The sequence below is a fragment of the Actinomadura hibisca NBRC 15177 genome (assembly GCF_001552635.1).
Taxonomy (GTDB): domain Bacteria; phylum Actinomycetota; class Actinomycetes; order Streptosporangiales; family Streptosporangiaceae; genus Spirillospora; species Spirillospora hibisca.
The window spans coordinates 250,845-274,798 of the sequence record NZ_BCRO01000012.1 but is presented as its reverse complement, the minus strand read 5'-3'; the positions used below and the strand labels follow the sequence as shown (position 1 = coordinate 274,798).

Here is a 23,954-nt window from a genome sequence, read left to right as displayed (position 1 = left end):
CGGTACCGATCATGGATAGGTCCACGTCATGACCATCCTGATCGCCTTCGACGGCTCCGCCGACGCCCGCACCGCCATCGAGTACGCCGCCCGGCACCTCAAGCCCGAGCCCGCCGTCGTCCTCACCGTCTGGGAACCCCTGCTGACGCAGATCGCGTGGGCCCCGCTGGCGGGCGTGGGCGCGATGCCCGCCGTGGTGGACGAGCGGGGCGAGCAGTGGGCCGAGGAGGAGCAGGCCCAGAAGATCGCCGAGGAGGGCGTGCGGATCGCCCGCGAGGCCGGGCTCGCCGAGGCGACCGCGCGCGCCGAGCGCTGCAGCGGCGCGGTCTGGCCCGCCATCGTGGAGGCGGCCGACGACGTGGACGCCTCGCTCATCGTCACCGGCTCGCGCGGCCTGTCGGGGGCCAAGTCGGTGCTGCTGGGCAGCGTGTCCGACCGCGTCCTGCACCACGCCCGGCGGCCGATGCTGATCGTCCCGCCCACTGACGACGAGTGACCCGCCGCCGCGCGGCCCGCCAACGCGCGGACCGCCAGCGCGCGGCCCGCTGACGCGTGGTCCACCAACGCGCGGCCCGCCAACGCGCGGCCCGGCGATGCGCGGCCCGGCGATGCGCGGACCCCCGCCGCGTGACCGTCAGCCGAGCGCGGCCTCGAACGCCGCGTGAGCCTCCGGCGTGAACAGCACGAACCGCGCCTCGGCCACCTTCGTGGGCGTGGCGCGGACGGTGCCGACGGCGACGCGCGCCGCGTCGTCCATCGGCCACCCGTAGATCCCGGCCGAGATCGCCGGGAACGCGACCGAGGAGACCGCCAGGTCGTCGGCCACGCGCAGCGCCTCCCGGTAGCAGGAGGCGAGCAGCGCCGACCGGTCCTCGGTCGCGGAGTAGACCGGGCCGACGGTGTGGATCACCCAGCGTGCGGGCAGGTTCCCGCCGGTCGTCGCCACCGCCTGCCCGGTCGGCAGCCCGCCGCCGTAGTGCGAGGCGCGCAGCTTGCGGCACTCCTCCAGGATCGCCGGGCCGCCCCGGCGGTGGATCGCGCCGTCCACCCCGCCGCCGCCCAGCAGCGACGAGTTGGCCGCGTTCACGACCGCGTCCACGTCCTGCCGCGTGATGTCGCCCTGGACCAGAGTGATCTCCATGACCCCGCTCTCTCCCTCACCCGCCGGACTGGGAACCTGCTCCGCGCGAGCCGACCGTAAACGCCCTCACCGGGCCCGCGCCACCGCGATCCCGCCGAGCACCGCCAGCAGGCCGCCGGTCCACAACACCCCCGCGACGCCCGCGCCGTCGGCGACACGCCCGCCGACCAGCGCGCCCAGCGAGATCGCGATGTTGAACGTCGCCACGAACAGCGCCGACCCCGCCTCCGGGGCGCGCGGCACGGCGCGCAACAACCAGCTCTGCAACGTCACCGACACGCCCCCGTAGGCCAGGCCCCAGGCGACCATCGCGACCGGGCCCGACAGCGGCAGCAGCGCCATCGAGACCGCCAGCGCCCCGCTGATCGCCAGGACCGTGCGGTCCAGGCTGCGGGCGGCCCCGGCCCCCGCGACGAAGTTGCCCGCCACGCCCGCGACGCCGTAGGCCAGCAGCAGCGCCCCGACGAGGCCCGCGCCGACCCCCGCCACCTGCTCCAGCGCGGGCCGCACGTAGGTGTAGGCCGCGAAGTGCCCGGTGACCAGCAGGAACGTGACCACGAGCCCGGCCCGCACCCGCCGCTCGCGCAGCAGCCCCGGCACCTCCCGCAACCGGACCGGCTCGTCCACCGGCAGCGGCGGCAGCAGCACCGCCAGCGCGATCGCCACGACCGCCGCGAGCGCGGCCATCACCCCGAACGCGGCGCGCCAGCCCGCCAGGCCGCCGACCAGCGTCCCGGCGGGCACGCCCAGCACCGACGCGACCGCGATCCCGCTGAAGATCATGGAGGTGGCGGTCCCGGCCGACCGCTCCGGCACCAGCCGGACCGCCAGCCCGGCCGCGATCGCCCAGACGCCGCCGATCGCCACCCCGACCAGCACCCGCGAGGCCAGGAACAGCCCGAGCCCGGGCGCGACCGCCGACACCAGGTCGGCCGCCGCCAGCAGCGCCACCAGGGCGACCAGCACCGGCCGCCGGTCCCGCCGCCCGGCCGCCACCGCCAGCAGCGGCGCGGCCGCCGCCGCCACGACGCCGGGCAGCGTCATCGCCAGCCCGGCGGTCCCGGTGGAGACGCCGAACGTCGCCGCCATCGCGGTCAGCAGGCCGACCGGCAACATCTCGCTCGTCACCACCGAGAACGTCGCGGTCGCGACCGCGCCCACCGCCAGCCAGCCCGCCAAAGGCGTGCGAGTGATCGTTTTCATGCTTCCCAGCCTCCGGGCGGGCCCGGTGCCGGAACAACGGCGAAGGTCGCATCCTTGGATTAGCCAGGCTCATCGATGCGCGGAGGACTCGTGACCGGTCTGGACCTGCGGGAGCTGGAGTGTTTCCTGACGCTCAGCCAGGAACTGCACTTCGGCCGTACCGCCGACCGCCTGTACGTCTCGCAGGGGCGGATCAGCCAGCTTCTGCGCGCGCTGGAGAACCGCGTCGGGGGACGTCTGGTGGAGCGCACGAGCCGTCGCGTCCGGCTGACCCCGCTCGGCGAACGTTTCCTGGCAGATCTGCGGCCCGCCTACGACTCGCTGCACGACGCCTTCGCGCGGGCGCGCGAGGACGCGCGCGGGGTGACGGGCGTGCTGCGCATCGGGTTCGCGGGCACGCTGAACGAACGATTGTTGGCGCTGGTCACCTCGTTCCAGGAGAAGCACCAGGGATGCGTGGTGGAGGCGGTCGAACTGCCGCTGTCCGACCCGTTCGGCGGTGTGCTGCGCGGGGAGCTGGACGCGGCGATCGTCCTGACGCCGGTGCGGGAGGCGGGGCTGACGAGCGGCCCGGTCTTCTCCGTCGAGCCGCAGACGCTGGTGGTCTCCAGCCGCCACCCGCTCGCGGGCCGGGAGTCGATCACGGCCGAGGAGCTGGCCGGATGCGCGCTGATCGGGGTCACCGGGCCCGCGCCGCGCTACTGGCGGGACGCGCAGGCCCCCGCCGCCACGCCGCGGGGCCGTCCGATCCCGCGCGGGCCAGAGGTCGCCACGCTCCAGGAGGGGCTGACGATGGCCGCCGTCAACCGCGGCGGGATGTTGTTGTGCGCGGCGACGGCCCGCTACCACCGTCGCCAGGACCTCGCCGCGATCCCGGTCGCCGGGTTGCCCGACTCGGCGCTGACGCTGGTCTGGCCGCCCGGCAATGCGACCGCCCGGCTGGACGCGTTCGCGCGCGCCCTGTCCGAATGATCGTCTTTTCGGGTTTTCCGCTGGTCGGGGCGGGTAGCGGTCAGCGGGATTCGAAGACGAGGAGCGCGGATCGATGCTTCAGGCGGGCCTGTGGGGGCTGCTGGCCGGATCGGCGCTCGTGCTGGGAGCGCTGGTCGGCTACCTGGTGAAGGTGCGCGCCGAGGTGGTCGCGGGCGTGATGGCGTTCGGCAGCGGGGTGTTGTTGTCGGCGGTGGCGTTCGAGCTGTTCGCCGAGGCGCATGAACAGGGCGGCCTCGCCGCGACGGCGCTGGGCGCGGCGGGCGGCGCGGCCGTCTACACCGGGGCCAACGCCGTGCTCGCGCGGCGCGGCGCGCAGCACCGTAAGCGCTCGGGCGGGCAACAGCCGTCGGAGGAGGAGCAGTCGGGCTCGGGCGGCGCGATCGCGCTGGGCGCGCTGCTGGACGGCGTGCCCGAGTCGATCGTGATCGGGATCAGCCTGCTGGGCGGCGGCGCGGTCAGCACCACGACGGTCGCGGCGATCTTCATCAGCAACGTGCCGGAGGGCCTGTCGAGCGCGTCGGGGATGCGGCAGGCGGGCCGGAGCAAGGGGTATGTGTTCGGGTTGTGGGGCGGCATCGCGCTGGTGAGCGCGGCGGCGGCGATGCTGGGCTACGGGGCGCTGGGCGACGCGCCCGCGCGCGTACAGGCCGGGATCACGGCGCTGGCGGGCGGCGCGATCCTCACGATGGTGGCGGACACGATGATCCCCGAGGCGTTCGAGAAGGCCCGGTTGTGGACGGGGCTGATCACGGTGGCGGGCTTCCTCACCGCGTTCGCCCTCTCGATGAGCTGAGGGGCCGGTCCCGTCGTGGACGGGACCGGCCCCCTCGGGGGTTATGACGCCTGGCACGCCAGCTCGGTGATCCGGCCGCCGCGCAGCTCCAGGTGGGAGCCGGTGAAGCGGTGGCGCATCAGCCGGTCGTGGGTGACCAGGACGAGCGTGCCGGTGAAGGCGGCGAGCGCCTCCTCCAGCTCGTCCACCAGCGTCGGCGACAGGTGGTTGGTGGGCTCGTCCAGCAGGAGCAGGTCCACCGGACGGGACACCAGCCGCGCCAGTTCCAGCCGTCGGCGCTGCCCGATCGACAACGCTCCGACGCGGCGGTGCAGGTCGCCGTGCTCGAACAGGCCGAGCGCGAGCAGCTCGTCCGCGTGGTCGTCGGGCGGGCCCGGACGACCGGCCGCGAAGGCCGCGAGGACGGTCTGGTCCGCGCGTCCCGGCATGCCGTCCTGCCGCAGCAGGCCGACCCTGCCAGGCAGGCTGACCCGCCCCGCGTCCGGCCGCAGCTCGCCCGACAGGACGCGCAGCAGCGTGCTCTTGCCCGCCCCGTTCGGGCCGGTGATGAGCAGCCGCTCGCCGCGTTCGAGGCGGAACAGCGGGAGATCCAGCCGGTCCCCCACCTGGACGCCCAGCAGCTCGGCGACCGGCCCCTCGCCGCCGTCCGCCCGGTCGTCCGCCAGCGCGTCCGGAGTGAAGCGCAGCGGGTCGGGCGGGGCGGCGACGGGAGCGGCGTGGAGCTGCCGCAACCGCTCGTTGGCGTTGCGCACCCGGTTGGCGGTGCCCGTCGAGGACGACCGCGCCCGGTGCGCGCCCGCGCCGCTGAACGCGGCCGGCCCCTTGCGGGAGATCGACGCCAGCCACCGGCCGCCGGTCTCGGCGAGCCCGGCGTGCCGGGCCACCTCGGCGGCCCACTCCTCGTGCCGCCGCAGCTGGTCGGCGCGCTCGGCCTCCTTCGCGGCGAGGTATCCGGCGTAGCCGTCGCCGTAGCGGCGGACGCCGCGGGTCACATGGTCCACCTCCAGGATGGTCGTGATGACGCGGTCCAGGAACGCGCGGTCGTGGGTGATCACGACGACGGTGCCGCGGTGCCGCCGCAGGTGGTCCTCCAGCCAGGCCACGGCGGCGTCGTCGAGATCGTTGGTGGGCTCGTCCAGCAGGAGCAGTTCGGGCGCTCCGGCCAGGGTCGCGGCCAGCATGAGCCGCGAGGACTCGCCGCCGGACAGGGTTCCGATCTCCCGGTCCCGGGCGAGGGCGGGCAGCCCCAGGCCGTGCAGCGCGGCGTCCACGCGCACGTCCACGGTGTAGCCGCCGCGCGTCTCGAACTCCGTCAGCAGCGCGTCGTACCCGGCCAGCCGCGCCTGGAGGGCGGCCTCGTCGGCCGGTTCCGCCAGGGCGGCCTCGGCCTGGTGCAGGCGTGCTTCCAGGGCGCGCAGGTCGGCGAGGGCCAGATCGATCGCCTGGGCCACGGTCGCGTTCGCCGGGAGGTCCAGCGTCTGCGCCAGGTGGCCGATGCCGCCCGGTGCCTGCACGGTGACGTCGCCGTTGTCGGGCTGCTCCTGACCGGCGATCAGGCGCAGCAGGGTGGATTTGCCCGAGCCGTTCTCACCGATGACGCCGACCTTCTCGCCGGGCTTGACGGTGAGGGAGACGCGGTCCAGGACGAGGCGGTCGCCGTAGCGGCGGGTCACTCCGGCGAGGGCGAGTTGGGATGGCGGGGTGCGCATAAAAGGCTGCTCCTGTTCCCGGCGCGAGGGCCGATCGGGGTCGTACTAGCGGCTGCGGCGCACTCGGCGCGGCGGGATCACAGGAAGGACATGTCCCATAAGTTAGACGAGACGTTTCGTCTCGTCAAGGGGCAATCCAAAAAAAGATCGCCCGGCCTGATGGCCGGGCGATCTCGTGGCTTCGATCAGTCGTCGTCCCGGTCGAGCACGTTGCCCAGCACCCGGCCGTCCGTCGCGGCCAGGGTCAGGTCGCGCTCGCCGCCGTCCTTGCCGACGACCTCCACCGACCAGGCCGGTTGGCCGTTCGCGCTGGTGAAGTCCACCGACGTCACGACGCCCGGGGCGGTCTTGAGCGCGGACGTCGCCGCCTGCGCCGCCGTCACCTTGGCATCGTTCAGCGCCTTGGCCTGGGCGGGCGAGTCGTCGCCGTCCTCGTCATCGCCGTCGGCTTCGGCGTCGTCCTTGGCCGAGCCCAGCACCTTGCCGCTGTCGGCGTCGATGCGCACCTCGTGCCGGGACCCGTCGGCCGCCAGCACGTCGGCGCTCCACGCGGCCTTACCCTCGTCGTCGTCCAGGTCCAGTTCACCGATCCGGCCCGGCGACGCCTTCAGCGCCGCGTCCGCCGCCGCCTCCGCGGTGATCTTGACGGTGGGCGGGCGGTCCGCGCCCTCGCCGTCCTGCGCCGCGTACGCGGTGGCGGCCCCGCCGGCGGCCAGCACGGCCCCCACGGCCAAGGTCACGGCCAGGCGGCGGCCGGTCAGCACTGATCTCATCGGAAGGTCCCTCCTCGGTTCCGGTCTCGGACGGCTCCAGCCTCCCCGGCCGTCCTGAAGCGGAGCTGAAGCTCCCTGAAGGCGGCTTCAGGTTCGTTCTGGCAGCCTGGACGGCATGCGGCTGCTGATCGTGGAGGACGAGCGCAGGCTCGCGGCGTCCCTGGCCAAGGGGCTGGCCGCCGAGGGCTTCGCGGTGGACGTGGCGCACGACGGCGCCACCGGCCTGGACCGCGCCTTCGAGAACGAGTACGACCTGATCATCCTCGACATCATGTTGCCGGGCCTCAACGGCTACCGCGTCTGCGCCGAGCTGCGCGCCGCCGGTGACGACACCCCCGTGCTGATGCTCACCGCCAAGGACGGCGACCACGACGAGGCCGAGGGGCTGGACACCGGCGCGGACGACTACATCACCAAGCCGTTCTCGTACATGGTGCTGCTCGCGCGCGTGCGCGCGCTGCTGCGCCGCAGTACCCGGGGCGGCGTCCCCGCGATCGTGCTGGGCGACCTGACCGTCGATCCGGCCGCGCGGCGCGTGCGGCGCGGCGGGGTGGAGGTCGAGCTGACCAGCAAGGAGTTCGCCGTGCTGGAGCACCTGGCGGTGAACGCCGGGCTGGTGGTGTCGAAGACGCAGATCATCGAGCACGTGTGGGACATGGCCTACGACGGCGACCCCAACATCGTCGAGGTCTACGTGAGCGCGCTGCGCCGCAAGCTGGACGCCCCGTTCGGCCGCCGCTCGATCAGCACGGTGCGGGGCGCGGGCTACCGGCTTGCGGCCGACGGCGGGGGCGGCTGAGGTGGGCCCGGGGTCGGTGCGGGCGCGCACCACGCTGGCGGCCACGGCGGTGGTCGCCGCCGCGCTGGTCGCGGCCGGGGTCGCGGTCGTGCTGCTGCTGCGCGCCGGGCTGACCGGCCGCGCCGGATTGCAGGCCGAGGTCACCGCGCGCGAGGTCGCGAGCCGGATCGCGTCCGGCACGCCCTACGACCGGCTCGACCTGCCGGACGCCGAGGACCACCCGGTGCAGGTCGTGGACGCCGCCGGACGCGTCCGCGCGGCCGGTTCCGACCTGCGTTCCCTGGACGGCGTCGCGCGTCCCCCCGCCGAGCCCGCCGACAACGGGGACGACGATGACGACGACGAGACCCGTCCCGGCCAGGTCTCCTCGAAGGTCCGCATGTCCACCGGCACCGCCGACGTGGACGGCGACACCACCGGCCAGCGCTTCGCCGCCCTGGAGGTGACCGCGCCCTCGGGCGAGACCCTGACCGTCTACGCCGGGGCCCCGCTGGACGCTCAGCGCGAGGCGGTCGGCACCGTCACCCGCACGATGCTGGTCGGCCTCCCCCTGCTGCTGCTGGTGGTCGCCGCCGTCACCTGGCTGGTGACGCGCCGCGCGCTGCGCCCGGTGGCGGCGATCCGCGCGGAGCTGGCGGAGATCACCGCGGCCGGGGACCTGGCCCGGCGCGTGCCCGTCCCCCGCTCGAAGGACGAGGTCGCGGCGCTCGCGGCCACCACCAACACCACGCTCGCGGCGCTGGAGCGCTCGGTGGCGCGGCAGCGCGACTTCGTCGCCGACGCCTCGCACGAGCTGCGCAGCCCCATCGCGTCGTTGCGCACCGAGCTGGAGGTCGCGCAGGCGCACCCGGAACTGCTGGACGTGGACGGCCTCGCCGCCGAGGTCGTCCGCCTCCAGCACCTGGCCGCCGACCTGCTCCTGCTCGCCCGCCTGGACGCCGGGGACCGTCCCGCCGAGCCGCGCCCGGTCGATCTGGCCGACCTCGTGCGCGAGGAGGCCGGGCGGCGGCCCGGCGTGGCGGCGGTGGTCGAGGCGTCGCCTCAGGTGGCGGGCTCGCGCGGGCAGCTCGCGCGCGTGCTGGGCAACCTCCTGGACAACGCCGTCCGGCACGCCGACCGTTACGTGCGCGTGGAACTGTCCGAAAGCGGCGGAACGGCCGTGATACGCGTCACCGACGACGGTCCGGGCGTCCCGCCCGCCGACCGTGAAAGGATCTTCGAGCGGTTCGTGCGGCTGGACGCCGCGCGCGGCCGCGACGACGGGGGCGCCGGACTCGGCCTCCCCATCGCCCGTGACCTGGTCGAAGCGCACGGCGGCACCCTCGCGGCGGGCGCGGCGCCCGGCGGTGGCGCGCTGCTGGAGGCGCGGCTGCCCACGACACGCCGGACCGCTTGATCGTTTGCGCCCGGCGCGCCGATCCACCGCCCGCACCGGGCGGCGGAGCAGGGAAACGTGGGCCGATACGGGACTATGCTGCCGTGAGACGACCACAATGACGTGTAAGTCGTGGAGGTTCCCCCTTGAAGATCTTTCTTGCCGGAGCGACCGGCGTCGTGGGCCGTCAGCTGATCCCGTTGTTCGCCGAGGCGGGCCACCAGGTCGTCGGGACCACCCGCCGGACCGAGCGCGCCGCCGACCTGGCCGCGCTGGGCGCCGAGCCCGTCGTGGTGGACGCGCTGGACGCCGCGGCGGTCACCGCGGCCGTCGCCGACGCCCGCCCGGACGTGATCGTCCACCAGCTCACCGACCTGAGCGCCGAGGACTTCGCCGCCAACTCGAAGTTGCGCGTCGAGGGCACGCGCAACCTGGTCGAGGCGGCCAGGGCGGCGGGCGTCGAGACGATGATCGCGCAGAGCATCGCGTGGTTGTACCGGCCGGGCGCGACCCCGGCGGTGGAGACCGACCCGCTGGACCCGGCGCTGCCGCCGTACGACGGCGTCGCGGCGCTGGAGGAGGCCGTGGCCGGCATGCCGCGCGGCGTGGTACTGCGCTACGGCGCGCTGTACGGGCCGGGCACCTGGTACGCCCCGGACGGCGCGATCGCCGAGCGGGTGCGGGCCGGGAACCTCGCGCTGACCCCGGCGTGGACGTCGTTCGTGCACGTGGGCGACGCGGCGGCCGCCGCGCTGGCGGCGCTGGAGTGGCCGTCCGGCCCGGTCAACGTCGTGGACGACGAGCCCGCGACCAGCGCGGAGTGGTTGCCGGTCTACAGCGCGGCGCTGGGCGCGCCGGCGCCGGGCACGGCGCGGCACGCGGCCGCGACGGGCCGGGCGGTGTCCAACGCGCGGGCTAAGGAGCTGGGCTGGAAGCCGCAGGTGGCCTCCTGGCGAACCGGCTTCGCGGACATGGACCACGACAGTGTTTAAAAGTCCCGGCCCAGGGGGCTCGCCTAGCGGCTCGCCCCCTGACCATGCCTGGGCGAGTGCCACATCGCTTCGCGATCTGTCCTGGCGGGGCTCGCCTTCGGCTTCGCCCCGCCAGGACAGTTAGGCACTCGCGCGACGGCTGAGGTCGCTGAGGGCTTTGAGACAGGCCTTGGGCCCCGGTCTGGGAACGGTCCCGACGCGCGCGGTCGGCGGGCGCGTCATGCCTGGCCGGTCTCGATCCGGTCCACCTTGCCGTCGCGGGTGATGAAGCGCCAGCGGGTGTCCATCTCGCCCCACCGGCCGTTGGTGAACCGCACCAGCATCGAGCCGTCGGGCTCGGTGCGCTGGATGTCGAAGCGCCCGCCGACGTTGAAGATCTCCTTGTCGACCCAGTCCTTGACGTCGCGCTCGATGCCGTCGTCGGTCAGCACGGCGTCGGGGGCCAGCAGGTCGTAGAAGCCGGGCCGGTCACCGTCGTTGATGGCCTGGACCAGGGCGTTGACCGTGGGATCGTTCGGCTGCTGGTGGTGATGGCTCATGGGGACCAGTCAACGTCCCGGTCCCCCATCGCCCGGTCATGCCGCCGCCAAAGCCCGGCATGTCCTACTTCATACCTTCACCGGCACCTTCGACACGCCGAAGCGCAGCCCGAACGCGCCCAACGTGCGCGGCAGCGGCGCGCCCTCCGTCAGCGGCCGTCCGGAGGCGACGAGCCGGAAGTCGTGCTCCTGGAGCAGCGCGCCCAGGAACAGGCTGGTCACGAGCAGGACGAGGTTGCGCCCCGGGCACTCCACGGGGCCGCCGCTGAACGGGATCGCCGACCAGTCGGCCTCCGCCCTGCCGTCCAGCCAGGCCCCGGGCGCGAAGTCGTCGGCGTAGGACAGGTTCTGCTCGTCGCGCTGGAGGGACGGCGTGTGGATGATCAGCCCGGTCCCGGCGGGGAGCATCCGCCCCTCCCACTCGGTGTCGGTGGTGCTGTCGCGCAGCACCGCCAGCGTGGTCGGCCACAACCGCACCGACTCCTGCACGCAGGCCCGCAGGTAGGGCAGGTCCTGCGGGGCCGACAGGTCGAGTCCGGCGACCTCGTCGCGGGCCGGTCCGGCGGCGGACGGGCGCGCGGCCAGCACCGCCAGCGCGCGGAACACCGCCATCCCGGCGGGCTCGAACGCGAACAACCACTGCGGCACCTGGTCGGCGGGGACGGTGCGCTCGGTCGCGGGCGCGCGGGCGACCAGTTCGGCGAGGCTGCCGGGCTCGGCGCGCGCCAGGTGCTCGCGCAGCCGCTCCTGGAAGCGGTGCCGGACACGGTCGCGGCGCGGGTGCGCGAACGACCAGTTGGCGTTCATGCGCAGCGTGGTGAGCAGGTCGCTGATCTCGCTGTCGTCGCGCGCGGCGTCGCCCAGCACGACGCGGCGGATCACGCGCCACCAGGCGATGCGGAAGGCGTCCCAGTCCAGCGCGCCGGTGCGGTCCACCGCCGCGAGCAGCCCTGCGGCCTCCTGGTGGACCTTCTCGGCGATCGCCGCGCCCTGGCAGTGGACGTCGTGGTGGGTGTCCAGGACCTCTTCGTTGAAGCGGCGGCGGTCGGCGCGGTCGGCCCCGTGCGAGATGAGCACGCCGTGCGGCTGGAAGTGCTCCAGCGCCTTGCGCTTCTCCAGGTTGGCAGCGGCGAACGGCTCGGGCGAGCCGGTCAGGACGCGCCGCACGTCGTCGGGCGTGAGGACCATGGCCAGCGACCGGCCGGGCACCGCCAGCCGTAGCGGGCCGGACCCGTACCTCGCGCGCATGCGTTGCATCAGCTTCCCGGCGTGGCGGTCGGCGTCGAACTTCTCGGCCAGCGCTACCACCTTGGGCCGCCGAGCCAGGACGCCGCGCGCGATCGCCGGGGCCAGCACCACCGCGCCGATCCGCAAGGTGTCCACGACCGATGCGCGCGGCACCTCGACCTTGTTCAGGATCTGCTGCCTCACGACGCTCACGAGCGTGCCCCTCCGACGGTGACGTTTTTGTTCCTGCATGTCAGACGTGCCCGTGGGGCCGGTGTTAAACCGGAGGTGGGGTAAACCGAACCCCACCTTCCGTACTGGCACGATCGACCTGGTCAGGGGATTCAGGCGACACTCGGGGCATGACCCCGCCCGCTCCAGACACGGCCCGCGCGCAGTGCTGGCGCTGATGGCGGAGGGGCGCAGCAACGCGGCGATCGCGGCGGCGCTGACGGTGTCGGACCGCGCGGTGGAGAAGCACGTGGCGGGCATCTTCACCAAGCTGAACCTGCCTCCGGCCGCCAGCGACCACCGGCGGGTGCTTGCGGTCCTGCGCTACCTGGAGGGAGGCCGCTGACCCTCCCCACAAGTTCTAGACCAGGTCGACCGTGCGTGTGGTCGCCTCGGGATGCGCGTCCGTCAGCAGGCGTTCGCCCTCCTCCAGCAGTGCCTTGCGGTCGGCCGCCGAGACCGGGCCGAACAGCTCGACGCGCAGCGTCGCCTCCTTCCGCTTGCGCTCGATCTTCCACATGCCGTGCACGAAGCCGTCCACCAGCACCGTGGCGCGGATGATCCCGTTCACCGTGAAGATCCGCTTGCGGTGCTCCTCGCTGACGATCCGGGCCCGGTCGGCGTGCGACAACGTCAGGTTGTCGAACTCCGGGACGTACCGGACGGGCGCGGGGGCGTCGGGGCCGGGCCGGGGCGCGTCCGGCAGGTCGTACAGGACGCGGCCGTGCTCGTCGGTGAAGGTCACCAGGCCGGGTGCCAGCCGCTCCATCACCTCGCCGAGGCGCGTGACGCCCCACCAGTGCTGCGCGTCCCGCACGGTGGCGGGCCCGAACGCGGCCAGGTAGCGGGTCAGCATCTCCTCGGCCGCGCACGGCTCCACCGACCGGCCGAGCCACTGCTCGACGGTGGTGTGCCGGGCCAGGCCGGACGCGCCCCAGATGCCGCGCGGCGGCACCTGCACCAGCGCCAGCCCGGACCGCACCGCCCTGATCAGCAGGTCGCCCGGCACGTCCGGCCAGCGTTCGGCGAGGGCCGTCCGCAGCTCCTTGTCGCTGAGCGGGGCCTCTTCCAGCAGGGGGCGCGCGGCCTCGGCGATGTCGGCGACACCCACGCCGTCCGGCAGGGTGGCCAGCACCGTCGAGGTCGCCCACGCGTCCAGCAGCGGCTGGGTGTGGGGCCGCCAGGCGAGCGCGTCCCGCACGCTGACCAGGTGGATCGTGCCGCGCATCAGCACCATGCGCACCGCCCGGCGGTCGTGCATGAGCCGCGCGACCTCGGCGAAGTCGAAGTCCTCCAGCCGCGTCCACAACCCCAGGTAGGGCGGGTTGGGGGCCTGCGACTGCATCCCGGCGAGCCGCTCGACGGCGTCGAGCGCGGGCATGCGCTCGCGGCGCAACAACATCTGGCGCGCCAGCAGCGCGCGGTTGAGCGCCCGCCGGTCCAGCACCGTTCCGTCACCCGTCATAGCGCCCCCGGAGTTCGAGCCAGCTGGGAGGAGGGCCCGGCAGCTCCCCCGCGTCCGGCGCGTGCAGTCCGTCAAGGATCAAGGTCAGGTAGCGGTGTTGCAAGCGGTTCATGCGATCGGGGTCGCCGATGCGGATGGTGTGCAGGTGCTCCAGCAGCACCGACACGTCGCCGACCACCACGTTCGGGCGCAGCGCCCCGGCCTGCTCGATGCGGTCCAGCAGCTCCTGCGTCGCGGCGTGGATCTCCTGGCCCTTGCGGCTCATCTCCTCGGTGACCGGGAAGCTCCCGGCCAGCCGCATGGTGAGCGACCCGGCCCCGATGTCCAGGCACCGGCGCATGAACGCGGTGAACGCCTCCCAGGCGTCGCCCTCGTCGGCCAGCGCCTCGCGGACCAGGGCGAGGTAGCGGTCCATGCCCTCGTCGGCGAGGCGCTGGAGCAGATCTTCCTTGCTCTTGTAGCGCCGGTAGAGGGCGCTGATCCCGACTCCGGCGTGCTCGGCCACCGCCGAGATCGGGGCGCCGGGGTCGGCGGTGAAGACCGCGCGGGCGGCCTCGCGGATGAGCTCGTCGTTGCGGGCGGCCTGTGCCTTGCGCCCGCTCATGGGCGCCTGGGTGCTCTCCATACGACCCATAGTAAGGGAACGAAGAATTCCGTTCTACTAGCACGCCCGGTTGACGGGGACCGCCGCGTGCGCCACCATGAACGTAAGTTCATGAACAAGCGTTCACAGGAGGCGGAAGATGGCGGACATCGTCAACACGGGGCAGGCCGAGGCGTGGAACGGCTACGAAGGGGCGCACTGGGCCGCCCACCACGACCGCTACGACGCGGTGAACAGCGGCTTCAACGGCCCGCTGCTGGCGGCGGCCGCGATCGGCGAGGCCGACCGGGTGCTGGACGTGGGCTGCGGCAACGGCCAGCTGACCCGGCTGGCCGCGCGGCAGGCGCGACTCGGGAGCGCGCAGGGCCTCGACCTGTCGGCCCCGATGCTTGACCGGGCGCACGCCCTGGCGGCCGAGGAAGGCGTCGCGAACGTGACGTTCGAGCAGGGCGACGCGCAAGTCCACCCGTTCACCGACGGGAGCTTCGACGTGGCGGTCAGCCGCTTCGGCGTGATGTTCTTCGCCGACCCGGTGGCCGCGTTCGGCAACATCGGGCGGGCGCTGCGGCCGGGCGGACGGGTGGCGCTGCTGTGCATGGCGCACCTGGAGGGCACCGACCTGGGCGGCGTCCTCGCCGCGCTGTCGGCCCGCGCGGGGGTGGCCGAGCCCGCGACCGGCCGCGACGGCACGGGCCCGACGTCACTGGCCGACCCCGCGCGGGTGCGCGAGATTCTGAGCGCCGCCGGTTTCGCCGACGTCTCCTCCGACCTGGTGGAAGGCGACCAGATCTGGGGCCGGGACGCGGCGGACGCCGCCCGCTTCCTGGCGGACTGGGGTCCGGTGCGGCACAACCTGGGCGACGGCCCGGAAGTGCGGGCGATCGCGGAAGAGGAGCTGCGCCCGTTCGCGTCGCCTGACGGCGTGCGCCTGCGTGGCGCGGCCCGTCTCGTCACTGCGGTGCGTCCCTGATGCGCGTCCTGATCCTGGGCGGCTACGGCGCGGTCGGCCGGGAAGCGGCGGCGGCCCTGCTGGAGGGCACGGCGGACGAGGTGACGGTGGCGGGGCGCGACCCGGCCAAGGCGCGCCCAGTGCCGGGAGCACGCGCGCTCCAGCTCGACCTGCGCGACGAGAGCGCCCTCGAACCGGCGCTGAGCGGCGTGGACGCGGTGCTCATGTGCGTCGATCAGGACAACGCGCGCGTCGCCCGGATCTGCCTGGAGCGCGGCGTCTCCTATGTGGACGTCACCGCCTCCGCCGGTCCGCTCGCCGAGATCGAGCGGCTGCCCGCCGGGAACGCGACCGCCGTGCTGAGCGTGGGCCTCATCCCCGGCGTCTCCAACCTGCTCGCCCGGCTCTGCGTCGAGCGAACCGGCGGCCAGGAAGTGGAGATCGGCGTGCTGCTCGGCTCCGGGGAGCAGCACGGCGCGGCGGCGGTCGGCTGGACGCTGGACGCGCTGCCCGAGCTGGGCCCGTCCTGGCGGGCCCGCTTCCCGCCGCCGTACGGAACGCGCACCGTGCACCGCTTCCCGTTCTCCGACCAGCACACCCTGCCCCGCACGCTCGGCGTCCGCGCCCGAACCGGCCTGTGCCTGGACTCGCGCGCCCTGACCGCCGCGCTCCCCCGCGCCGCGCGGCTGCTGGAACGCCCGCGCGCCCGCGCGTTGGCCGAAGCCGCACTGGCCAAGGTGCACGTGGGCGGGGACGGTTTCGCGGTGACGGCGACGGCGGGCGGCCACACCGCCGCGTTCAGCGGACGCCGCCAGAGCCGCGCCACGGGCCTGGCCGCCGCCGAGGTCGTCCGGCGGCTGCCCGAACTGCCCGCCGGGGTGTGGCACATCGAGCAGGCGATCGAGCCCGCCGGGTTCCTCGCGGCCCTCACCGCCGCCGGATTCCATCTGGCTCACTACGATGCCGGGTGATGTCTCCACGAAAAGCGGCGGTGCTCCGCGACGGCGGGCCCAGCCTGCGCGACCACCTCCTCGGCACCGCGGCCCGCCTGATCGCCGAGCGCGGCACGGCGGGCCTGACCGTCCGGCTGATCTCACGCGAGGCGGGCGTCGCCGACGGCGTCCTCTACAACCACTTCGCCGACAAGGAAGAGCTGCTCGCCCACGCCCTGCGCGCCCACGTGCAGGCCGTGGAGAACGGCCTGCACGAGCTGCCCGAGCCGGGCACCGGCACCGTCGCCGCCAACCTGCGCACCCACCTCGCCTACGGCCTGGCGCTGCACCGCGGCATCGTGCCCGCGTTCGCGGGCCTGACCGGGCAACCGGCGGTGCTGGCCCGCTTCGCCGAGCTGTCCGGCCCCGGCCCCGACTGGCGCGACAAACTGGCCGACTACCTGCGCGCCGAGCGCGACCTCGGCCGTCTCGCGCCGGACGCCGAGGTCGCGGCCGCCGCCAGGATGATCGTCGGCGTCTGCCACGAGGCGGTGGTGTCGGTGCTGCTGGCCGGGACGGCGCGGCAGGAGCCGGTGGACGAGGCGGCCGTGGTCGCCGCCGTCCTGCGCGGCATCGGCCCGGCCCCTGCCTGACCTGCGACGTCAGCCCGCGTACCGCATCCCCATCGCCTCCCGCACCTCGGCGAGGGTCCGGTCGGCGACGGCGTTGGCGCGCGCGTTGCCCTCGGCCAGCACGCGGAGCAGCTCGCCCGGCTCGGCGGCGTACGCGGCGCGGCGGGCGCGGATGGGACGCAGGAACTCGTTCACCGCCTCGGTGACGGTCCGCTTGAGCGCCGCCGCGCCGCCGGTGCCGATCTCCGCCGCCACCTCGTGCGGGTCGCGGCCCTGGCAGAGGGCGGCCAGCAGCACCAGGTTGGACACTTCGGGGCGCGTGTCGGGGTCGTAGGTGACGAGGCGTTCGGCGTCGGTTCGGGCGCGCTTGATCAGGCGGGCCGTCTCGTCCTCGGTGGCCGACAGCGCGATGGCGTTGCCCCGGCTCTTGCTCATCTTGCCGCCGTCGGTGCCCAGCAGCTTCGGCGCGGCCGACAGCAGCGCGTCCGGGACCGGGAAGACGGGGCCGTAGCGCTCGTTGAAGCGGCGTGCGACCGTCCGGGTGACCTCCTGGTGCGGGAGCTGGTCGCGGCCGACCGGCACGAGGTTCGCCTTGCAGAACAGGATGTCGGCGGCCTGGTGCACCGGGTAGGTGAGCATCAGGCCGCTGACCGCCGCCTGCCGGGAGGCGGTGATCTCCTCCTTGACGGTGGGGTTGCGGCGCAGCTCGGCGTCGGTGACCAGCGACAGGAACGGCAGCACGAGCTGGTTCAGGGCGGGCACGGCGCTGTGCGCGAAGATCGTCGAACGGGCCGGGTCCACGCCGATGGCCAGATGGTCGGCGAGCAGGCCCAGCACGTGGTCAGGCAGCCGGTCGGCCACGTCCCGGTCGGTGAGCACCTGGTAGTCGGCGACCAGCACGAACAGCTCGACCCCGGCCTCTTGCAGGCGGACGCGGTTGGCGAGGGTGCCGAAGTAGTGGCCGAGGTGCAGGGGGCCGGTCGGGCGGTCGCCGGTGAGGACGCGGAACGCGCCGGGGTCCTGGGCGATGCGTGCTTCCAGCTCGGCGCTGCGCCGCACGACGGCCTGGACGGAGGCGTCGATCTGGGCGGTGTCGGCGTGGGTGATCGTCATGGGCTTCTCCTCGGGGTTCCGGGCGTCCGCCGGGATAGCCCCACCAAGGAGAAAGGGCCGTCCAGCGGACGGCCCTCGTGCGTGGTTCGGCCGTCCTAGGACGGCCACCAGCCACGGCACATGCAAGTCATGCCCCCATCGTATCCGCCCCAAATCCATCTGGAGGCGGATTATCTGTCAACTTACTAGTTGCTAGCCTGGAGCCATGACCACTCTTTCGCCCACGGACGGCGGGCCGGACATCTCCTTCCTGTTCGACCACGCCGGTCACGTGTTGCGCACCCAGATGGCGGCGGCCCTCGACGAGATCGGGCTCACCGCCCGCATGCACTGCGTGCTGGTGCACGCCCTGGAAGAGGAGCGCACGCAGATCCAGCTCGCCGAGATCGGCGACATGGACAAGACCACGATGGTCGTCACCGTGGACGCCCTGGAGAAGGCGGGCTACGCCGAGCGGCGGCCCTCCAGCACCGACCGCCGGGCCCGCATCATCGCGGTGACCGAGGAGGGCGCCGCGATCGCCAAGCGCAGCCAGGAGATCGCGGACGGCGTGCACAACGCGGTCCTGGAGGCGCTGCCCGAGGACGAGCGGGAGGTCTTCCTGCGCGCCATGAAACGGCTGGTCACCGGGCATCTCGCCACGCCCGCGGCGGCCCCGCAGGGCGTGCGGCGGGCCCGGCAGCGCACCGCCTGAGGTGATCTCTCCACAAATTATCTGTTCAGAGATCGTCTGTTACAGAACTATCTGTTAGTGTCTCTCCTGTTCCCCTCGAACAGGAGAGACACCGATGACCTCCCCCACTCCCCGGTCCCGCTGGCTGGCGCTCGCCGTGCTCTGCACCGGGATGCTGATGATCGTCCTGGACGGCAGCATCGTCACCGTGGCGCTGCCCGCCATCCAGCAGGACCTGGGCTTCTCGGCCGGCGGCCTGTCCTGGACGGTCAACGCCTACCTGATCACCTTCGGCGGCCTGCTGCTGCTCGCCGGGCGGCTCGGCGACCTGGTCGGCCGCCGCCGCGTGTTCGTCACCGGCCTCGTAGTGTTCACGCTGGCCTCGCTGCTGTGCGGGCTCGCGGTCAACCCCGAGACGCTGGTGGCGGCGCGCTTCCTCCAGGGCGCGGGCGGCGCGCTGGCCTCGGCCGTCAGCCTCGGCATGATCGTCACGCTGTTCACCGAGCCCGCCGAGCGCGCCAAGGCCATCGGCGCGTTCGCCTTCACCGGCTCGGCCGGCGCGTCCATCGGGCAGGTGCTCGGCGGCGTGCTGACCGACGGGCTCGGCTGGAACTGGATCTTCTACATCAACCTGCCGATCGGCCTGGCCACGATCCTGGCGGCCTTCCGCTTCCTGGACGGTGACGCCGGGCTCGGGCTGCGGCGCGGCGCCGACGCCCTGGGCGCGCTACTGGTCACCGCGGGCGTCATGACCGGCGTCTACACGATCGTCCAGGCCGAGCACCGCGGCTGGGGATCGCCGGTCACGCTGGGGCTCGGCGCGCTGTCGCTGGCGCTGCTCGCCGGGTTCGTCGCCCGGCAGGCCACGGCCGAGGCCCCGCTGCTGCCGCTCCGCGTCCTGCGCTCGCGCAACGTCTGGGGCGCCAACCTCATCCAGATGCTGATGGTCGGCGCGCTGTTCAGCTTCCAGATGTTCATCGCCCTCTACCTCCAGAACGTCCTGCGCTACGACGCCACCGCCACCGGCCTGGCGATGTTGCCCGCCGCGCTGTCCATCGGCGTCGCCTCGCTCCTGCTGTCGGCCCGGCTGATCACCCGGTTCGGGGAGCGCACGATCCTGCTGGCGGGCCTGGCGCTGCTGCTGGCGGCCCGGTTGTTCCTGGTGCGGCTGCCGGTGGACGGCGACTACCTGGCCGACGTGCTGCCGCTGATGGTGTTGTCGGCCGGGTTCGGCGTCGCGATGCCCGCCCTGACCGGCCTCGGCATGTCCGTCGCCCGCCCCGAGGACGCCGGTGTCGCCTCCGGGCTGTTCACCACCACCCAGCAGATCGGCGCGGCGCTCGGCGTCGCGGCCCTCGCCACCCTGGCCGCCTCCCGCATCGACGGCGGCACCGCCCCCGCAGCCCTGAACGACGGCTACCAGCTGGCCTTCGGGGTGGGGGCCGGGCTGCTCGCCGCCGCGATGGTCCTCACCCTCGTGGTGCTCCGCAAGCCCGCGACCGAGACCGCGACGGCCGCCGAGGTCAGCGAGAAGACCCCGACCCCCGTCGCCGCCTGACCCTTCACCCGAACCCCACCGAAAGGACCACTCCCATGAGCACCAACTACGGCCCCGGCGACGGCCCCGCCCCCCGCGTCCTCACCGACGAGGAACTGTCGGCGCTGCTCACCGAGCAGACCTTCGGCACGCTGGCCACCGTCAAGCGCAGCGGCCACCCGCACCTGTCCACCGTGATCTACAACTGGAACCCGGAAGAGCGGACGATCCGCATCTCCACCACCGAGGACCGGCTCAAGGTCCGCCAGATACGCAACAACCCCCGCGTCGCCCTGCACGTGCCCGGCGGGAACGTCTGGTCGTTCGCCAGCGCGGAAGGGGACGCGGAGCTGTCGGAGGTCTCGGCCGAGCCGGGCGACGCCGTCGGGCGGGAACTGCTGTCCCTCACGCCCGGCTTCCCCGACCCCGCCGACGAGCGGGCGTTCCTGGAGCAGATGGTGAAGGACCGCAGGCTGGTCATCCGCGTGAAAGTGGGCCGCCTCTACGGGACGGCCCTCGACGTCGGCTAGTGCGGGATGGCGTACAGCAGCAGCGGCAGCCCGGCCAGCAGCGGAACCGCCGCCATGACCACCGCGCGGACGGACCGGCGCACCGGCTGCGGCTCCAGCAGCCGCTGCACCCGCACCATCACCGGGATGTCGTCGGCCGTCGCGACGCCCAGCGTCCCAGACGGGGCGGGGCCCGGCCGGGCCGCCGCGAAGCGCAGCAGCGCCGTCGCCAGCTCCCTCGGGGGCCGGTGGCGGCGCGCGCGGTCGTCGGCGGCCATCTCGATCAGCAGCTCGACCGCGTCGAGGCAGCGCCCGACCAGGCGGATCTGCGGGAACACCTGCCGCAGCGAGGTGAACGGCAGCAGCACCAGGTCGTGCCGCTCGCGCGCGTGCGCGCGCTCGTGCGCGAGGACGGCGGCCAGCTCGTCGGCGTCGAGCAGCGCCAGCGTCCCGGCGCTCACCACGACCTTCGACGAGCGCACCCCCGGAACGCAGTACGCCGCCGCGCCCGGGTGGTCCAGGACCAGGGTGCCGGGGGCGGCGGAGTCGCTGCGGGAGACCAGGGCGAGCAGGGCGCGGTGCCGCCGCCGGGCCCGCACGACGCGGAACACCGCGTACATCAGCATCGCCAGCAGCACCACCGTGAGGCTCACCGCGGCCAGCAGCGCCACCAGGTGCACCGTGTCGAGGCGGCCCGCCTGGTCGGCGAGCATGCCGGGCACGCCGCCCGCGACGCCCTTCCGGTACGGCAGCAGCGCCGCGCCCAGCAGCGCGCCGATCGTGGCCACGCCCCAGCTCAGCCCGAGGGCCTGCCACAGGGCGATGCCGAGGCGCGGGGCGCGCCAGGTCCAGCGGGCCTTCGACAGCAGGTGCGCCCCGCCGACGGTTCCCAGGGAGAGCAGGACGAGCAGGGCCGTGCCGGTCATGCCGGTGGCTCCTTACCGGAGAGCAGGCCCGCCAGGGCCTGGCGGATGACGGCGGCCTCGTCCTGCGAGACCGACCGCACGAAGTGGGCCAGCGCCGCGTCGCGGTCGCCGGTCTCGTTGAGCGCGCCGAGCATCAGCTCGGTGACGTAGCCCTCGCGGCTGGCGACGGGGCGGTAGCGCCAGGCGCGGCCGTCGCGCTCGCGCGCGAGGAAGCCCTTCTTGGCGAGACGGTCCAGCACGGTCATGACGGTGGTGTGCGCGAGGTCGCGGTCGCCGGCCAGCGCGCGGCTCACGTCGCGCGCGGTGGCGGGTTCGACACCCGCGTCCTCCCGCGCCCAGAGGACCTCCATGACGGTGCGTTCAAGCTCTCCCAGACCCTTCACGCCCGCCAGGTTATCCGACTGAGACCGATGTCACCACGCCAGGTAGTACTACCGACCTAAGTACTACAAGCCGTAGTACTACATTCAGTCGTATGAGCCTCCTCCTGCTCCTGGCCGACGCCCCCGGCGCCGCGCCTGTCGCCGACGCCGCGCGCGGCGCGGCGTCCCCGGCCGACTTCATGGCCGCCCGCCAGCAGATGGCCTTCACCCTCGGCTTCCACATCGTGCTGGCCTCCATCGGCATCGGGCTGCCCGCGATCACGCTGCTGGCCGAGTGGCGCTCGTTGCGCACCGGCGACACGGTGTACGCCGAGCTGGCCCGGCGCTGGATGAAGGCGGCGGGCGTGCTGTTCGCGGTCGGGGCGGTGTCGGGCACCGTGTTGTCGTTCGAGATGGGCACGTTGTGGCCCGGCTTCATGGACAAGTACGGGCAGGTGTTCGGCGCCGCGTTCGCCCTGGAGGGCCTCGCCTTCTTCATCGAGGCGATCTTCATGGGCGTCTACCTGTACGGCTGGGACCGGTTGTCGCCGCGCGCGCACTTCCTGACCGGCATCCCGGTGGTGATCGCGGGGATCGCCTCGGCGTCGTTCGTGGTCACCGTCAACTCCTGGATGAACCAGCCGCGCGGCTTCACGCTCGTGAACGGCGAGGTGACCGACGTCGATCCGCTGGCGGCGATGTTCAACCCGGCCACCCCGGTGCAGGCCGTGCACCTGATCCTGGCCTCGCTGATGGTCTGCGGTTTCCTGGTCGCCTCGGTGTACGCGGTGGCGCTGCTGCGCGACCGCAAGGCGGGCCGCGTCGACCGCTACAACCGGCTGGGCTTCGCCGTGCCGTTCAGCCTCGGCGCGGTCTGCGCGCCGCTCCAGGTGCTGGTGGGCGACTGGGCGACCCGCTTCGTCGCCGACAACCAGCCCATCAAGTTCGCCGCGATGGAGGGCGTCGAGCACACGCAGGCGGGCCAGCCGTTCAAGTTCGCGATCTTCGAGATCCCGAACGCGCTGTCGTTGATGCTGAAGTTCGACGCGCACGCCACGTTGCGCGGCCTGGACTCCTTCCCCGCCGACCAGCGGCCGCCCGCCGAGGTCGTCCGGACGGGCTTCGAGCTGATGATCGTGATGGGGATGTTCCTGCTGGCGCTGGCCGCCTGGTGGGGCCTCACCTGGTTCCTGCGCCGCCGCGCCGCCGGCCGCGTCGGCGAGCTGAACGCCCGCGCCGACCTGCCGTGGAAGCCGTGGTTCCTGCGCGCGGCCACCGTCGCGGGCGTCGCCGCCGTCATCGCGATGGAGGCCGGGTGGACGGTCACCGAGGTCGGCCGCCAGCCCTGGATCGTGTACGGGGTGATGCGCGTCGAGGAGGCCGTCAACCCGAACCCGGGCCTGCGCTTCGGCCTGTACGTCGTGCTGGTCGTCTACGCCGTCCTCGCCGCCGCCACGATCAGCGTGCTGCGCCGGATGCGCCGCCGCCCCGAACCGGCCGCCCCCGCCGATTCCCCCAAGGAGAAGGTGCCCGCATGAGCTACTCCGACGTCGCCCTCGGGCTGATCCTGCTCGGCCTGTCGGCCTACCTGCTGTTCGGCGGGGCCGACTTCGGCGCGGGCCTGTGGCACATGGTGTCGCGCCGCCGCTCCGACAAGGAGGTCGTCGAGCACGCCATGGGCCCGCTGTGGGAGGCCAACCACGTCTGGCTGATCTTCGTGATGGTCATGACGTGGACGGCGTTCCCGCCGGTGTTCGCCGAGATCATGTCCGCGCACTGGGTGCCGCTGTCGCTGGCGGCCCTCGGCATCGTGGCGCGCGGCAGCACGTTCGTGTTCGCCAAGGCCGCCCCCGACCAGCGCTGGCACGCGCCGATCTTCGGCGTCTCGTCGGTGCTCACGCCGTACTGCTTCGGCGCGGTCGCCACCACCGTCGCCACCGGCGGCACGTCCTGGCTGAGCCCGGCCGGGGTCTACGGCGGCGTGCTGACCACCGCGCTGTGCGCCTACCTGGCGGCGGTCTACCTGATCTGGGACGCGCGGCGGCTCGCGCCCGACGCCGACGTGATGTTGCGGTTCCGGGGCTACGCGATCCTGTCGGGCATCGCGGTCGGCCTGCTGGCGCTGCCGGGCGCGGTGTCGTTCGGCGTGCACTCCCCGCTGATGCTGGTCTCGGCGGTGGCCGGGCTGGTGTCGCTGGTGCTGGTGGTGCGGCGCAACCTGCTGGCGGTGCGGGTGACGGGCGCGCTCGCGGTCGTCACGGTGTTGTGGGGCGCGGCGGAGATGTCGGGCCTGGACCTGGACGCGGCCGCCGCCCACGACGCCGTGCTCCAGGTGGTGTTCGTCGCGCTCGGCGTGGGCGCGCTGATCCTGGTGCCGTCGATGGCGTGGCTGTTCGTCCTGTTCCAGCGCGGCGCTCCGCAGCAGGTGGAGACGCGCTGAAAGCTTGCGGCGTGCCGGGGCCCACGGTCGGCAACCA

Annotated in this window: 25 protein-coding genes and 1 pseudogene; 15 read left to right on the top strand and 11 right to left on the bottom strand. The window is 73.7% G+C overall.

Annotated features, from left to right (window positions below):
- Positions 1 to 28: 28 nt before the first annotated feature.
- Positions 29 to 496 carry a universal stress protein gene (locus AH6_RS07435; protein WP_067475689.1) on the top strand — a complete coding sequence of 156 codons (468 nt, stop codon included), beginning with the start codon at positions 29 to 31 and terminating at the stop codon, positions 494 to 496.
- A gap of 138 nt (positions 497 to 634) precedes the next feature.
- On the opposite strand, the gene AH6_RS07430 is transcribed toward AH6_RS07435, so the two are convergent.
- Complete coding sequence (locus AH6_RS07430) at positions 635 to 1,141, bottom strand: O-acetyl-ADP-ribose deacetylase (protein WP_067475687.1); 507 nt, start codon at positions 1,139 to 1,141, stop codon at positions 635 to 637.
- A gap of 66 nt (positions 1,142 to 1,207) precedes the next feature.
- Positions 1,208 to 2,344, bottom strand: a complete 1,137-nt coding sequence (locus AH6_RS07425; protein WP_083982359.1) for an MFS transporter — start codon at positions 2,342 to 2,344, stop codon at positions 1,208 to 1,210.
- A 90-nt stretch (positions 2,345 to 2,434) separates the two neighbouring features.
- On the opposite strand from AH6_RS07425, the gene AH6_RS07420 reads away from it, so the two are divergent.
- Complete coding sequence (locus AH6_RS07420) at positions 2,435 to 3,316, top strand: LysR family transcriptional regulator (RefSeq protein ID WP_157431319.1); 882 nt, start codon at positions 2,435 to 2,437, stop codon at positions 3,314 to 3,316.
- A 73-nt stretch (positions 3,317 to 3,389) separates the two neighbouring features.
- Positions 3,390 to 4,130, top strand: a complete 741-nt coding sequence (locus AH6_RS07415; RefSeq protein ID WP_067475681.1) for a ZIP family metal transporter — start codon at positions 3,390 to 3,392, stop codon at positions 4,128 to 4,130.
- A gap of 41 nt (positions 4,131 to 4,171) precedes the next feature.
- Here the strand turns inward: AH6_RS07415 and abc-f are convergent, their stop codons facing one another.
- Positions 4,172 to 5,839, bottom strand: a complete 1,668-nt coding sequence (gene abc-f, locus AH6_RS07410) for a ribosomal protection-like ABC-F family protein (protein WP_067475677.1) — start codon at positions 5,837 to 5,839, stop codon at positions 4,172 to 4,174.
- A 185-nt stretch (positions 5,840 to 6,024) separates the two neighbouring features.
- Positions 6,025 to 6,612 (bottom strand): PepSY domain-containing protein, encoded by a 588-nt coding sequence (locus AH6_RS07405; protein WP_083982357.1) that lies wholly within the window; start codon positions 6,610 to 6,612, stop codon positions 6,025 to 6,027.
- 115 nt (positions 6,613 to 6,727) lie between these two features.
- Between AH6_RS07405 and AH6_RS07400 the strand changes: the two genes are divergently transcribed.
- From AH6_RS07400 to AH6_RS07390, 3 genes are all read left to right on the top strand, one after another.
- Entirely contained in the window at positions 6,728 to 7,411 is a 684-nt protein-coding gene (locus AH6_RS07400) for a response regulator transcription factor (RefSeq protein ID WP_067475671.1), read from the top strand.
- Between the two features lie 16 nt (positions 7,412 to 7,427).
- A complete protein-coding gene (locus tag AH6_RS07395; RefSeq protein ID WP_245679217.1) occupies positions 7,428 to 8,807 on the top strand; it encodes a sensor histidine kinase in 1,380 nt (459 codons plus the stop codon).
- A gap of 125 nt (positions 8,808 to 8,932) precedes the next feature.
- Complete coding sequence (locus AH6_RS07390) at positions 8,933 to 9,778, top strand: NAD-dependent epimerase/dehydratase family protein (protein WP_067475665.1); 846 nt, start codon at positions 8,933 to 8,935, stop codon at positions 9,776 to 9,778.
- A gap of 218 nt (positions 9,779 to 9,996) precedes the next feature.
- Here AH6_RS07390 and AH6_RS07385 read toward each other — a convergent pair whose 3' ends face one another.
- Positions 9,997 to 10,317: a nuclear transport factor 2-like protein gene (locus tag AH6_RS07385; RefSeq protein WP_067475662.1), complete on the bottom strand. Its 321-nt coding sequence runs from the start codon at positions 10,315 to 10,317 to the stop codon at positions 9,997 to 9,999.
- Between the two features lie 69 nt (positions 10,318 to 10,386).
- Positions 10,387 to 11,757, bottom strand: coding sequence for a cytochrome P450 (locus AH6_RS07380; protein WP_218005741.1), 1,371 nt, complete (start codon positions 11,755 to 11,757; stop codon positions 10,387 to 10,389).
- A gap of 178 nt (positions 11,758 to 11,935) precedes the next feature.
- Between AH6_RS07380 and AH6_RS45745 the strand changes: the two are divergent.
- Positions 11,936 to 12,121: pseudogene (locus AH6_RS45745) on the top strand (response regulator transcription factor); the annotation flags it as partial.
- 15 nt (positions 12,122 to 12,136) lie between these two features.
- On the opposite strand, the gene AH6_RS07370 reads toward AH6_RS45745, so the two are convergent.
- Together AH6_RS07370 and AH6_RS07365 are read right to left on the bottom strand one after the other, a co-directional pair.
- Positions 12,137 to 13,240: a winged helix DNA-binding domain-containing protein gene (locus AH6_RS07370; protein WP_067475656.1), complete on the bottom strand. Its 1,104-nt coding sequence runs from the start codon at positions 13,238 to 13,240 to the stop codon at positions 12,137 to 12,139.
- Complete coding sequence (locus AH6_RS07365) at positions 13,230 to 13,865, bottom strand: TetR/AcrR family transcriptional regulator (RefSeq protein WP_067475653.1); 636 nt, start codon at positions 13,863 to 13,865, stop codon at positions 13,230 to 13,232. Before AH6_RS07365 ends, AH6_RS07370 begins: the two co-directional genes overlap by 11 nt.
- 118 nt (positions 13,866 to 13,983) lie before the next feature.
- Between AH6_RS07365 and AH6_RS07360 the strand changes: the two genes are divergently transcribed.
- From AH6_RS07360 to AH6_RS07350, 3 genes are read left to right on the top strand one after another with little or no spacing between them, the layout of a single operon-like run.
- Positions 13,984 to 14,814 (top strand): class I SAM-dependent methyltransferase, encoded by an 831-nt coding sequence (locus AH6_RS07360; RefSeq protein WP_067475650.1) that lies wholly within the window; start codon positions 13,984 to 13,986, stop codon positions 14,812 to 14,814.
- Positions 14,814 to 15,764 carry a saccharopine dehydrogenase NADP-binding domain-containing protein gene (locus AH6_RS07355; protein WP_245679216.1) on the top strand — a complete coding sequence of 317 codons (951 nt, stop codon included), beginning with the start codon at positions 14,814 to 14,816 and terminating at the stop codon, positions 15,762 to 15,764. Before AH6_RS07360 ends, AH6_RS07355 begins: the two co-directional genes overlap by 1 nt.
- Positions 15,764 to 16,378 (top strand): TetR/AcrR family transcriptional regulator, encoded by a 615-nt coding sequence (locus AH6_RS07350; protein WP_067475644.1) that lies wholly within the window; start codon positions 15,764 to 15,766, stop codon positions 16,376 to 16,378. The genes AH6_RS07355 and AH6_RS07350 overlap by 1 nt, the downstream gene beginning before the upstream one ends.
- 9 nt (positions 16,379 to 16,387) lie before the next feature.
- On the opposite strand, the gene trpS is transcribed toward AH6_RS07350, so the two are convergent.
- Entirely contained in the window at positions 16,388 to 17,470 is a 1,083-nt protein-coding gene (gene trpS / locus AH6_RS07345; RefSeq protein ID WP_067475641.1) for a tryptophan--tRNA ligase, read from the bottom strand.
- Positions 17,471 to 17,675: 205 nt separating this feature from the next.
- Here trpS and AH6_RS07340 point away from each other — a divergent pair, with 205 nt between their 5' ends.
- The 3 genes from AH6_RS07340 (at position 17,676) to AH6_RS07330 (ending at position 20,210) form a co-directional block, all read left to right on the top strand.
- Positions 17,676 to 18,164, top strand: a complete 489-nt coding sequence (locus AH6_RS07340) for a MarR family winged helix-turn-helix transcriptional regulator (protein ID WP_067475638.1) — start codon at positions 17,676 to 17,678, stop codon at positions 18,162 to 18,164.
- 94 nt (positions 18,165 to 18,258) lie between these two features.
- On the top strand, positions 18,259 to 19,701 hold the full coding sequence (locus tag AH6_RS07335; RefSeq protein ID WP_067475635.1) for an MFS transporter: 1,443 nt from the start codon (positions 18,259 to 18,261) through the stop codon (positions 19,699 to 19,701).
- A gap of 35 nt (positions 19,702 to 19,736) precedes the next feature.
- A complete protein-coding gene (locus AH6_RS07330; protein ID WP_067475632.1) occupies positions 19,737 to 20,210 on the top strand; it encodes a pyridoxamine 5'-phosphate oxidase family protein in 474 nt (157 codons plus the stop codon).
- Here the strand turns inward: AH6_RS07330 and AH6_RS07325 are convergent.
- Complete coding sequence (locus tag AH6_RS07325) at positions 20,207 to 21,115, bottom strand: M56 family metallopeptidase (RefSeq protein ID WP_067475629.1); 909 nt, start codon at positions 21,113 to 21,115, stop codon at positions 20,207 to 20,209. The genes AH6_RS07330 and AH6_RS07325 overlap by 4 nt on opposite strands.
- On the bottom strand, positions 21,112 to 21,498 hold the full coding sequence (locus AH6_RS07320; RefSeq protein ID WP_083982353.1) for a BlaI/MecI/CopY family transcriptional regulator: 387 nt from the start codon (positions 21,496 to 21,498) through the stop codon (positions 21,112 to 21,114). Before AH6_RS07320 ends, AH6_RS07325 begins: the two co-directional genes overlap by 4 nt.
- A gap of 92 nt (positions 21,499 to 21,590) precedes the next feature.
- Here AH6_RS07320 and AH6_RS07315 point away from each other — a divergent pair, with 92 nt between their 5' ends.
- Complete coding sequence (locus tag AH6_RS07315; protein WP_245679215.1) at positions 21,591 to 23,015, top strand: cytochrome ubiquinol oxidase subunit I; 1,425 nt, start codon at positions 21,591 to 21,593, stop codon at positions 23,013 to 23,015.
- Positions 23,012 to 23,917 (top strand): cytochrome d ubiquinol oxidase subunit II, encoded by a 906-nt coding sequence (locus AH6_RS07310; protein ID WP_067475624.1) that lies wholly within the window; start codon positions 23,012 to 23,014, stop codon positions 23,915 to 23,917. The genes AH6_RS07315 and AH6_RS07310 overlap by 4 nt, the downstream gene beginning before the upstream one ends.
- Positions 23,918 to 23,954 lie beyond the last annotated feature (37 nt).